At 38.0% G+C, this 12,036-nt stretch carries 12 protein-coding genes; 3 read left to right on the forward strand and 9 right to left on the reverse strand.

What is annotated here, in order from left to right; translation table 11 throughout:
• The first annotated feature begins 164 nt into the window (after positions 1-164).
• Positions 165-791, forward strand: coding sequence for an MjaI family restriction endonuclease (locus ACFPZG_RS17485; protein WP_283732867.1), 627 nt, complete (start codon positions 165-167; stop codon positions 789-791).
• 378 nt (positions 792-1,169) lie between these two features.
• Positions 1,170-1,553 carry a hypothetical protein gene (locus tag ACFPZG_RS17490; protein WP_317940297.1) on the forward strand — a complete coding sequence of 128 codons (384 nt, stop codon included), beginning with the start codon at positions 1,170-1,172 and terminating at the stop codon, positions 1,551-1,553.
• A gap of 337 nt (positions 1,554-1,890) precedes the next feature.
• Here the strand turns inward: ACFPZG_RS17490 and ACFPZG_RS17495 are convergent, their stop codons facing one another.
• Positions 1,891-2,787 carry an HNH endonuclease gene (locus tag ACFPZG_RS17495; RefSeq protein ID WP_283732869.1) on the reverse strand — a complete coding sequence of 299 codons (897 nt, stop codon included), beginning with the start codon at positions 2,785-2,787 and terminating at the stop codon, positions 1,891-1,893.
• Positions 2,788-3,101: 314 nt separating this feature from the next.
• On the opposite strand from ACFPZG_RS17495, the gene ACFPZG_RS17500 reads away from it, so the two are divergent.
• A complete protein-coding gene (locus ACFPZG_RS17500; RefSeq protein WP_283732870.1) occupies positions 3,102-3,497 on the forward strand; it encodes a VOC family protein in 396 nt (131 codons plus the stop codon).
• An 87-nt stretch (positions 3,498-3,584) separates the two neighbouring features.
• Here ACFPZG_RS17500 and ACFPZG_RS17505 read toward each other — a convergent pair whose 3' ends face one another.
• The 8 genes from ACFPZG_RS17505 to ACFPZG_RS17540 all read right to left on the reverse strand — a co-directional run bounded on the left by ACFPZG_RS17505 (position 3,585) and on the right by ACFPZG_RS17540 (position 11,959).
• A complete protein-coding gene (locus ACFPZG_RS17505) occupies positions 3,585-3,968 on the reverse strand; it encodes a VOC family protein (protein ID WP_283732871.1) in 384 nt (127 codons plus the stop codon).
• A 165-nt stretch (positions 3,969-4,133) separates the two neighbouring features.
• Entirely contained in the window at positions 4,134-4,841 is a 708-nt protein-coding gene (locus ACFPZG_RS17510; RefSeq protein WP_283732872.1) for a DUF4386 domain-containing protein, read from the reverse strand.
• A gap of 53 nt (positions 4,842-4,894) precedes the next feature.
• Positions 4,895-5,410, reverse strand: coding sequence for a DinB family protein (locus ACFPZG_RS17515; protein ID WP_317940298.1), 516 nt, complete (start codon positions 5,408-5,410; stop codon positions 4,895-4,897).
• Positions 5,411-5,634: 224 nt separating this feature from the next.
• Positions 5,635-7,461 carry a DUF2628 domain-containing protein gene (locus tag ACFPZG_RS17520; RefSeq protein WP_381428226.1) on the reverse strand — a complete coding sequence of 609 codons (1,827 nt, stop codon included), beginning with the start codon at positions 7,459-7,461 and terminating at the stop codon, positions 5,635-5,637.
• A 253-nt stretch (positions 7,462-7,714) separates the two neighbouring features.
• A complete protein-coding gene (locus ACFPZG_RS17525) occupies positions 7,715-8,275 on the reverse strand; it encodes an NADPH-dependent FMN reductase (RefSeq protein WP_283732875.1) in 561 nt (186 codons plus the stop codon).
• A gap of 294 nt (positions 8,276-8,569) precedes the next feature.
• The gene (locus tag ACFPZG_RS17530; RefSeq protein WP_283732876.1) at positions 8,570-9,307 is read right to left on the reverse strand and encodes an SDR family NAD(P)-dependent oxidoreductase; all 738 of its coding nucleotides are present in this window, start codon (positions 9,305-9,307) and stop codon (positions 8,570-8,572) included.
• 25 nt (positions 9,308-9,332) lie between these two features.
• Positions 9,333-10,073: an SDR family NAD(P)-dependent oxidoreductase gene (locus tag ACFPZG_RS17535; RefSeq protein WP_317940299.1), complete on the reverse strand. Its 741-nt coding sequence runs from the start codon at positions 10,071-10,073 to the stop codon at positions 9,333-9,335.
• 500 nt (positions 10,074-10,573) lie between these two features.
• Positions 10,574-11,959 carry a hypothetical protein gene (locus ACFPZG_RS17540; protein WP_317940300.1) on the reverse strand — a complete coding sequence of 462 codons (1,386 nt, stop codon included), beginning with the start codon at positions 11,957-11,959 and terminating at the stop codon, positions 10,574-10,576.
• Positions 11,960-12,036: the final 77 nt, after the last annotated feature.

Below are 12,036 nucleotides of genomic sequence, written 5' to 3' on the forward strand. Positions count from 1 at the left end.
TTTTCTGCAAGTTTTCAATTTCAAGTTATTATGCTATTTTACTATTTTTTACAGCTATGCAACGCCAGTGGGTACCCAATTTACGATAGTTTAATTGGTATAATTTAGTAACATTTATTATTATAGTCGTATGCAGTTAAAAAGTGGAAGGGGATAGTGTTTGAATGAAAAGTATAGGGAACATTAGTAATAAGTATATTGAATCAGCAAATAAAACCGCGAAAAGGAAGTTTCCGAAATATACAAGACAACTCATAAATCTGGCAAATCGAAATGCAAAAGGAACCGTTCCAGATGTCGTTGGTTCCCTGGCAACATTGTACTTTCCCGAATTTTTGGTTGAGGTACCAGAGCATACCGTTGATGATTGGGAAAAGTGGTATACGGATCGTGAACCCGAGGCAAAAGCACGTGCAAAGGCAAAGATTCTTCCTCAAATCGAACGGTTAAAAGAGGCAATTCAGTTAATCGATGATGCGCTTGTGGATGAGTGGTTGGATGATTTATTAATAGACAAGACTTACAACGGCTTATATGTACAAAAAGCTGTCTTACAAAAGGTTAGTGCGCATTTTAATGTCTCTTATAAGGTTTCTTCAGCCTTGGATGAAAGTAAAGGAATTGATGGATATATCGGAGAAACGCCTATATCCATTAAACCTGATACCTATAAGATGGTAAAGTCAGGAGAAAAAATAGACGTTCCAATTGTTTTTTATAAAAAGAATAAAAACAGTAAAAACTTTGAAGTGTTTATTCCAACTGACCTAAATCCTTCTAATAATGACTGATATTCATCTTATACCCTATATAAAATGCAATGTGCAAGGAGCTTAAAAACGTAGTCCAATTCCCTCTATGGAAATTGGGCTTTTTAATTTTGCATGACGGTTTATATTAGCAATGAATTACTCACCGGAAATCCAAGACATCATACTCTCTGTCTTTCACTTGTAATAAATATACATATAAAATAACTTTCGAACTAAATATCTTATTATTTCCACATTACTTTTCTATGATTCAGTATCATTGTCATGGTACAATAACATCAATTCATACGAATTGTTCACATTACACTAATGAAATAAATACTACTAATAAAAACATATCAAATGGAGTGAGCGAATTTGAAGTCGGCAATTGACATTGCTTTTTTGGAGGAGGTAATGAAATACAACCAGCATGAACTTGCAGCCATTGTAGATAGTATCTTCAACTCCCTACGCGAAAAGTATAACAAAATAGTCAGCTTTGGCATAAACGGGTGCAAGGAGTTTGTCGCAGCTTTAATCTTATCGGACTTCGATAATTCAACGTTACCTTATATAAATCATGGTTTAGACCAAGTCTTTAGAGGCAGTTGGGGCCCAATTGAATTTAGCAGCTTCATGGATAAAGTAATCCTTGAAAATAGTGTCATTTCCTATCCAGCTTGGAGCAGAGCTTATCGATTTATAGAGAAGAACCATACTTGGTTGGAGGAACACCCTTGTTCCGAAGCAGTTATGAATTCCTCCTATATTCCGAAGAGCAGATTTATTAGATCCTAACCCTAACCCTTAAATCCATAAGTAAAGCCGTTTCTCCGATTTTCTAAATCGGCAGAAACGGCCATTTGTTATGTGCATTATCTTTTTAAACCGATAAACCATCGCTAACAAATTAACTTTTACCATATTTTCTTGCCAAAAAAATAAGTGAAATATACTTAAATATGCCCCCTATAATTATGCCAACCATCATCGCAGATGGATCAAAACCATAAATCGATTTGCCCTCATTTAGAATTATCCAAAATGGTATTAGTCCTATGAACGTTGAGTATATCCAAACAATTTCTAATATCATCTATAGGTAGCGGGACAAACTCTTTTGGCACAGAATATCTTACCTAAACTCACTACCCCCACCCCAAATTACCCTTCCTCCAGTGTGACCAGTCATCCCATGAATCTCTTCCTTTACAAGCTGAATCCGACCGGGTTCTTCATGATGATGCCAGTCATAACCTTCTGGGGTGACGGAGGATTTCAAGTTCACAATATCTTGTTCATTGAATCCCAATTGATCGGCTAATGAAGGATTATCCTGAATCGCTTCATAAAGTTGCATATTTGCAATTCCGATATGCACTGTATCTGACATAAGATAAGTTTCTTCCGGCAAGGTTGCCTCAAAGTGAGTATCAAAGACTGGGAAGACGCCTTCAATCTCGGTGCCATCTGTCTGAACAGAGATATTCTTCTCGAACTGGACATTTGATAATTCGTGTACGGAACCATCCAAATGTCCATTTCGGGTAACTAACTCCTCAGCTTGAACGGTATTTTCGTCTACAAGGACATCAATTATGCCCAAACCTAATGCACCAACAGTTGCCACCTTACCAACCTTTTTTATACCTTCAATGACTAATTCCTTGTCCTGAAAAGCCGCGCCTTTGAGTGTCTGACCTAGTGCCGAACCAGTATAGACAATTCCACTGCCGATTCCCTTCACCGTATTTTTGGATGAAGATTTGATATCGTCCCAGCCCTCCTCAAGCCGCCTCGGATCTTTAGTTACTGCGCCATATATCCCATTAGCTGCACCGTCCGCAAAATGAGCGGTGTTGGAGATGACCTTCGCAGACGAGTCTACGACGCTATTTCCCACTTCTTTTAGATAAGCCCCTGTCTTGGGGAATTTTGTAGATACAATGGAACTTGTAACATGAACCCCGCCCTTGACGATGCCTCCCGCTATTAAGTTGACTCCGTTTCCGACAGTACGAAATACTTTCATTTGGATCCTCCTTCATCATTAGAGTGTAGACTGTATTCAACCAGGATGTTTCGTTCTTGGATTTTGTTATCAGGATTTTAGTTGATTTTCCCTATAATAAAACGATATTAATTACTTTATTCGACAGTTCTTTACCTAATCCTTCTTTTTAATAGTAAAAATTAACCAGAAAGTGTTCAGAGGAACTACTCACTACTTTTTGATGCATAGTTAGTAACAAACTAATCATTATTTACACAACCAAAACAGTAATGCTATAATTAATCGAATAGGTAAAATTTTTTATAAAAATCCACAAGAAACGGGAGGAAGTTATGGGGAGATTAGTTCATTTCGAAATCCATGTTGATGACATGGAGCGGGCAAAGGGGTTTTATGGGGAAGTTTTTGGGTGGTCCTTCCAGGATTGGAGTGATTTTGCCGGTATGCCTTACTTCGGAGCAGTGACAGGCGATGATAGTGAACTTGGCATTAATGGCGCGTTAATGCAAAGGCAAAGTGCTCCACCTATACCAGGACAAGCCATGAACGGTTTCGCTTGTACAATGGGTGTGGAGAATTACGATGTAACGGAAGAGAAGATTTTAGCAAATGGCGGTACCGTCGCTTTGCCTAAATACGCCCTGCCAGGCATGGCTTGGCAAGGATATTATATCGACACAGAAGGCAATGTGATTGGGATTCATCAACCTGACGAGAATGCCAAGTAAAATAAAGGAATTAATGGCTGTCACAGAAAGTCGGTTTCCGACATCTTTCTGGACAGCCTTTCCTTTTCTATGACCATCTACATACTTTTAACAATTACAAATCATTAATACATTTCCATCCAAATCTTCAAAGTTAAAATAAGCGAAATCGGCAATGCGCTCTATTTCTCGAACAATTGTAATCCCTTTGCTTTTAATAAAATCATACGCTTCGTCAATATCCTCAACTAAAAAGTTAAATAAAACATGGTCAGAAGGATTTAGTATGAACTCCGGATCAAAAGTGTGGTCGTCCAAAGTAAGTCCAGTCTTAGAAGTAACAGGAATGTTGTAAACAGGTGATTGAACCTTGTCCTTCTTGAATGGGAGTCCAAGTAGCTCACTATACCATTCAGACGATTTCTCTAAGTTACTAACATGGATAAAAACATTATTTACTTTACAAGCGAGGGGAGAAGAAACTGAATTCATAAACATTCCACCTTTCATTGTATTTATTAATAGAATTCTATCAAAATGGAGAAATTCCTTTATAATATTGAAATATTTATTAGAGCAGTACGATGAATCAAACATAGAAAAGGTCAGCCATTATAAAAGCTGACCAAGTATGAAATTGTCTTGAATTAACTGAATTCAACCACGCACACGTACCTTTACAAGATTACCTCTATTTAGTTTTTCAAGATTTTGCATATGAAATCCCTTCACAATTAACCAGACAGCCAAACTCATCTCATAAACGCCTACAGGCAAAGCAATGAGTCCTTTTGCTGTAGAGTTAGGTTCCACGATACCAAACATGTCTATTAAACCAGCTATGAATACCATAACTGCTGTAACCATCCCAAATAGCGCTAATTTTTTCGGCACCAATCCAGTCCTAAATAGTAAATAACTGTACATGAGAGTATTTAAACCTAACATTAAATTTGGACCTAACATAAAGGTCCAACGATGAAAAGCTTGCAATAGTAAACCTGCAGCATGGAGATCCCCATCTCCTAAGCTGCCCCTTTCAAAATTCATACTGAGATGCAATAGACCTAAAATACTTACCAAACCTATTGCAATAATAACTGCTTCCATAAATCGAAAACATAGATATCCTAATGCTATTTGTTCATTCCAACGACGGATATACGGAAACAGCATGACTGCTGTTCCAACAGCCGCGGAGACAAGAAGAATATCATTTAGAACTCCGATCAAAACCTTCGTCTCAAGTCCGTTAGCCACGGCCATATACCATTGTTCTGACAGTACTGGCTGATAAAAGACAACAGCGATGATTGATGTGACCGCAGCTACTATATATAAAATCCCTATTATCAATCCATTCATTCTATCCTGTGTCAGTATCTTAACCTCCTCTTATTTGGTGCCGGTACAGCAAGCTATTGCCTCACATCTAATAGGTTTTTAATCTCTTTTACTTGTTCAATATGTCGCTGTTCATGCAAATAGATCTGTTCAATCCATTGATCAAGGGGCAAATCACCTAAAGCAGGATGTTTAACTGATTTCTCCTTCAAAATGGATTGGTCTTCGATTCCATTAAGGAATATCATTAATTTCTTTCTCGATTCGTTTAACAAATCAATGATTTCTTGAACTTCAAATGGCTCTATTCCTGGTTCAACAATTTGGGGAGCTTTTATTTTCCTCGTTCTGTCCAAAATGAAAAGCTCGATTTTCTTGCGTTCTTTCGAAGAATTATCCTCCCCTTTTAATCCCCATGCAATAGCCTTTATAGTCGACTGTTCTACAAGCACTAAATGATGACAAACTTGTGAGATACTCCAACAATTCATATCAGGCTTACTATTAAATTGAGCATCGGTTAAGAATGCAATTTCCATTTCGAGGTTACTTCTCGTTTCATGCAAATGTTCAAATACCGACTTATCCATTAGGTTTCTCCCTTTCTGAGACACTGCTTTTGTAGATTTCTTTTCTATATATGTTCTCTATGATGAATGTATTCTCCGAGGAGACCCGTTTGATTTAAAGGAGATAAATAAAACACCCCAAAAGTTTTTAACTTTTAGAGTGCTCACGGATCCGTTCACAGAAATATCATTATTTATATGTAGTAAATTAACTGAATTCAACCACGCACAGGTACCTTTACAACTCAGTAATAATCCCCCAAATCCACACTATCGTCGACCGATTCCGCATGTAAAATGGAATAGTATTCAGAATCTGAGTCAATATATCGAACTATCCCTGTTGAATATTCACCAATTTCTTTGAACTGATTGTATTGTTGATGAACAATGTTTTGGAAAATCTCTTCCTGCACATCTTCATCCCCCAAGGCGGTAATCAATGCGATATTTGCAGCCATACCTATTTCCACTTCAACAAACGACTCTTCCATATCCCCGCTGGATTTTCCATTTTCTGAACGAACACCAATCCACCTTATTTCTTTATTGGGATTTAGTGTACCAATGAGCTGAATTCCTTTGTAAAGTTTGGTAAAGAAATATCCGTCTTGAAGTACCGTAAAGTCAAGTTCATCAATGGTATTTTCATTACTTAAAGCTGCCAACGTTTCATTATAGGATTGTACAAATAAATGACTGAATCCATCGAGATCTATATTTAAGGATGGAATGAATTCCTCGGTTAACTCCGTCTCCTCGACATACACTAATGCACTCCGTAAGAAGACTTCAAATCCGCCTTCGTGTTTATAAATACCAATTACTTGATCTGAAGTTGCAAATTCAACGCCATCTTGAGTCCTTGTAAAATTAGGCCCAAGCATATTTATTAATTGTTCCACAATCATTTCATCAAGAAAGTCTACGTGTATAGCATCTAACAAAAAGTCCCTTTCGCCGTCATAATACGCTGTCATAGTCACATTTCCATCCAAATACCATGTATCCGTATTGTAGCCTTCATCGTCCGGATCTCCCAAAATTGATACGATGTCATCTTCCATCCCCAACGTTATCCCGTTTATATAGAACTGGTCATTACGTCGTTCGACATTTATATCAAGCGCAACTTCATCCAAATAGATAACTGATTCAACTTCACTTTCCGCAAATTTCCATACTCCATTATCAAACTTAAACGTATGAACAATCGTTGTTTCATTGTCACGGTAAGCTGACCCTTCAACCACTCTACTAATTTGGCGTAAACTTAGGATTACCTCATCCTGTTTGATGAAGATAAATTTCGGATCATACCACTCATATTCCAAGTCGTATTCTGTAAACAACATCTCTACTAAATTTCGTGTTTCTTCATATATTTCATTTGCGTCATCCATATAGATCATAGTCATGTACATTTCCAGATCCTCTTCTTCAAGGGCTTGAAAATTAAGGGCGATTAAGTCCAGTATCGACTGTTTAATTGTTTCCTCGGACTGCACCCCTTCGACATCGGATATAGGAGTGATTGCAACGATTTCCTCGCGATCTATTATGTATTCCGTGAGGATGGTGCTGATAATCGCGTAAGAAATGACCACCGCAATGACTATCCATATTCCCTTTTGGCTTGTTCCACCCCTTTGTTTGATACGATCCATAACATTTCCATGTTTATTCGAATCAAGAATCCGCTTGATTTCGCTTTGAGCATAGTTTTTATACAAAAGGTTCCCACTTATTCCAAAGGCAACCCCCATTGCAATACCCAGTGAACTGTCGATTCTCAAACTATCAAAACCAAGGAAGGCCACGATTACATCAATTAACAGAAACGCTCCAAACAATAAGAACACTGTTTTATACATTTTCCGATAGCCAAGCCAGAATGGTGGAAAAAGAGCAGCCGGCCAATTCCAAGAACGCATCTTGCCTGATTTCCATTTACCCAAATAGAAGTCACTCTTTCCACCTCCAACGAAACCTGCCAATAATTCCTCTTCATTGTAATTGGTATGATTGTTTATCTCTTTAGCCGAGGATAAATCACCACTTTTCTCTTCCAATGAATTACCACACGCCCCACAAAAATTATCAGTTTCTTTAACTCCACTGCCACACTGTTTGCAATACATTCAGTCACCCCACAGGATTATTCGTCACTAAAGTACCAACTTTTCCAATATAGTCATATGAATAATATACTATAGAAGCATCTGATATAAAATGACTACTTTTTATTACTTGGGTAATACCTGTGAACAGTGAACATACAAAAAAAAGGAAAAGAGCTCAGATGCTCTTTCCCTCTTAGAAAACTTACTCCCGAATCGTCTTCAACGCTGTCGACCAAGCAACAACTTCATTCAACATCGTTTGAACAGTTTCTTCATGGAACGGTGCTGGGTTAAACGTTCTCATTTCTTCAAAATCAGTAAACAGACTTAATGCGGGATGCGTCCCTACCGTAGCGACTTTCGGTACTGTTAAAATCAGTCGTAAATTATTTGCTGCTGAGACTCCGAGAGTTGAACCATAACTTACAATACCTGCCGCTTTATTATTCCACTCAATATATAGGTAGTCGATCGCATCTTTCAACCCGGAAGTAATTGATTTGTTATATTCAGGAGTGACAAATACAAACCCGTCAAGCTCACTGATTTTTTCTGACCAAACTCTTGCTTCGGGCGCTTGATAATCCTGTGACATAATTGCTGGAATCGGTTCATTGAATTTTGGTAAGTTGTAATCCTTAATATCCACCAACTCAAATTCAACGTCCGTTCTTCGATCTGCAATAGATTTCACCCATTCTGCAACTTGTAAATTCACCCGTGAATCACGAGTACTTCCTGTAATAATACCGATTTTAACCATTTCCCATTCCTCCCAATGATGTCTACTTTGATTTTTGCAAACTTGTTTGATTTGCTTTACAACTAAATTGTAGACCATGATTGACAGAGGAAAAACCAATAGAAAATTGATTTCGTTGCTTATACAACAGATTGAGGAAACTGTTTAAAAAGTAGTGGGGTAAATAAAATGCATAAAAATAAGGTCGGCTATGAAAAGCACCGACCTCACAAATGATCTATTCTAATTTATAATTGTAGCGAGTTAACTGTATTCAACCACACACAGGTACCTTTACAATCCCCTGCACCCTAATTACTGCGCAGTATACCCACCATCAACAGTAAGTACGTTCCCTGTCATGAATGAAGAATCATCCGAAGCCATGAACAATACTGCTTTTGCCATCTCTTCAGCTTGTCCAAGACGTTGCATTGGTGTCATAGATTTTAAAACATCTTTGCTTTCTTCAGGAATGATAGGTGTGTCAATGAAACCAGGAGCCAATGCATTTACACGAATATTTTTCGTTGCATATTCCAATGCAAGTGAGCGCGTCAAGTTAATAACGCCACCTTTTGCAGCATTGTATGCAGCTGAGCCTGGTGATCCTACCCAACCATACATTGAAGCAGTGTTTACAATCGTTCCGCCACCCGATTTCAACATTTCACGGAGTGCTTCACGTGCGACTAAAAATACGCCGTCTAAGTCGACATTGACTGTATTGCGCCATTCAGAGTACTCCAATGTTTCAGTTGGATGAACGCGGCCGATACCTGCGTTGTTAAAGACGACATCGACTTTTCCGAACGCTTTGACGGCTTCTTTGAAGACGTTTTGTACATCTTCTTCACTTGTAATATTTGCTTTTACAAACAAAGCTTCCGCATTTTGTCCTTTTAGTTCCGCTTCAAAAGCTTTCCCTTTTTCTTCATTCAAGTCGACAAGTACAACTTTCGCGCCTTCTTTAACGAAAAGTTCAGCTGTCGCTGCACCAATTCCTGATGCCCCGCCTGTGATGACTGCTACTTTATCTTGTAGTTTTCCCATGATGACTACTTCCTCTCTTTTTGTATTAAAGATCTGAAATCATACCGCCATCTACAACGAACTGAGAACCTGTCGAATAGCTGGAGTCATCTGATGCCAGGTAAATGACAAGGTTTGAAACTTCCTCTGTTTTTGCACGACGACGTAAAGGAATGTCTTGTTCAAGTTTTTTAATGAACTCTGCGACATCACCTTGTTCAGCCATTGGAGATTCAATTACACCCGGATGAACTGAGTTCACACGAATATTATATTGGCCAAGTTCTGCAGCAGCACCTTTTGTCATTCCCGTAACAGCATGTTTTGATGCACTGTAAGCAATTGCAGTTGGAGCACTGACTAATCCATCTACAGATGAAATGTTTACAATGGAACCAACGCCAGCTCTCTTCATTGATGGTAGAACGGTCTTCATACCAAAGAATACCCCAAGCTCATCAATTTCAAATGTTAAACGGAAATCTTTTTCCGTCAATTCCTCTAAAGGTTTAAATATACCAATACCCGCATTATTCACTAATACTGTTATGTCTCCAAAAGCCTCTTCTGTTTTGTTCACGACTTCTTTCCAGTTGTCTTCTTTGGAAACATCTAATTTCAATGCGATTGCATTCTCTCCAAGTTCATCAGCCAATTGTTGAGCTGCCTCTAAGTTAATATCTGTAATAGCTACTTTCGCACCTTCTTCAACGAATTTCCGTGCATGCATTGCACCCATTCCTTGAGCTGCACCAGTAATAATGGCTACTTTGTCTTGTAATTTCATACGACATTGCCTCCCTATTATTTTAACTTAAGACATCTCGAATTCGAGATACCTTTAAATAAAGTATACCCCTATAACAATTTCAAGTCAAACTAAAGAACTCGGAATAGTAGAGGTTGATGGGGTCCAAGAAGTGAAATGCAACACAGATAAGAACCACCTCCTTTATTATGCGCTTCAATCGGGATATCAAACTTCAATTTTGAAGGTACCTGTGCAAATTATGAAGGTACCTGTGCAAGAAACATTCATGATTATTCAACCAATTTGAATATAAATACATCATTATAAAACAAACCTCAACTCTACAAATTTATATTTATGTAATTGTAGTGAATAAACTGAATCCAACCTTGCACAGGTACCTTTACAATGGGCTCCTTACAACCCAAAACAAAGACCAGCTATCACACACGCTGGCCTTACAATATTTCCACCTACTATTATACAATTGTAGTGAATATACTGAATCTCATTTAGGGACAGTCTCTTAGGCTTTATCAATTCGAAAACTTTTTTGTTGTTGCCAAAGACCATTTAGGGTCATTTATGAACAGTTGAACCGTTTCCTGAATAGATTTGTATTCATGTTGTTTCCATTGGTTTGTAAAGCGCTCTTCCCAAACTTTTGGATCAGCATTTATAAACTCATTTATTGCCAAAAGTGGATAAAAATCTTTTAGTGTTTGACAGTATTTCTGAGCATGGTGAACGAAACGGGAGAGAACTACGCTTGCATACGGATAATCATCGATTCCTCGGGGAGCATCTTCATTGAGCAGTGCTTGGATGATTAGACCCGCTCCATCATATAGTTCTTTTGAAATTGTTTCTTCGTATAGGGCTACGTCCAATTCACCTTTTACGGCACATGTATAAGCTAAATATTCGTTTCCAATGTTATTCTCACAGCCTTTTGTGAGTAGCCAATGTTTAATCTCTGGCGTTGTCGCGTCCAGTTGTTCAACCGCGTTGATTTTCCCCCATCCACGAACTGACTGTGCAAGTTGCCAAATTTGATCATTTGCCCGAATTGTACCATTTTTCATGGCGAATATGACATATGACGTGAATTCCTCATGCAAACCTAATGTATATAAGAGCTCTTTATATTTTTCACAATTAGTACAACCAAGTATTGTGATTGCGAATTTCACAACCTCTCTATGTGCCGCATGATTAAGAAGCCAAATTGCCTCTTCCTGTACAAGGTTTTCGTCCAATTGAGCTTGCCTGAATTGAACAATAAATTCGTCGCCATAGCTCGCGATAGTGTCAAAGATAATTTTTTCGTATGTCGCTTTCCGCGTTTTGATCGTTGGATTTGATAATTGTTCTTCAAAAAGTTTCAGCAGTTTTTTCACGTAAAATGGGGTGGGTATGCCATCCGCGAAGTTATCGGCCAAACCTGCAGCCAATCGCGGTTGATTTTCATCATATAAGTATTCTTCATCCGGTAAACGTTCATCGATTATTTTATTATGCTCTTGAACTTGTTGCTGAATAAAGGGAACAATCTTTTCTTTATGATCCCATGGAAGAAATTCCAGCTTCAATGAGTCATCTAAGATCTTTTTGTTGTCGATTTTTACAATACAATTTAGCTGTACGTACCCACCAAGTTTAACGGAAACCTTATGCTTTTTTCCATCTTTCATTTCAAGTGTTCCCGATAATTTAGAATACGGAATAATATGGGAGAGTATTGACTTTCGTTTATTCCGAGCCACTATCATCCCGTCAATGATCAGCAGCTCTTCTTTCATCTCGTTTCTAATTTCAATACGATGCCCTTTATAATCAAACTCCCACGATTTTCGTACTTCTTTTTCTACATCTTTCATCACGTTGCGCATTTCACGCTTAATTTCATCTTTAAATCCCATGAAGTCCTCCTTAACTTTGGATGAATACTCACTCTCTTTTCTTTACTTCCCACTTATTTATAATAGAGCTTTTTATA

Origin of the sequence: Sporosarcina thermotolerans (genome assembly GCF_042658975.1) — a bacterium.
In the GTDB taxonomy this organism is placed as follows: Bacteria; Bacillota; Bacilli; order Bacillales_A; family Planococcaceae; genus Sporosarcina; species Sporosarcina thermotolerans.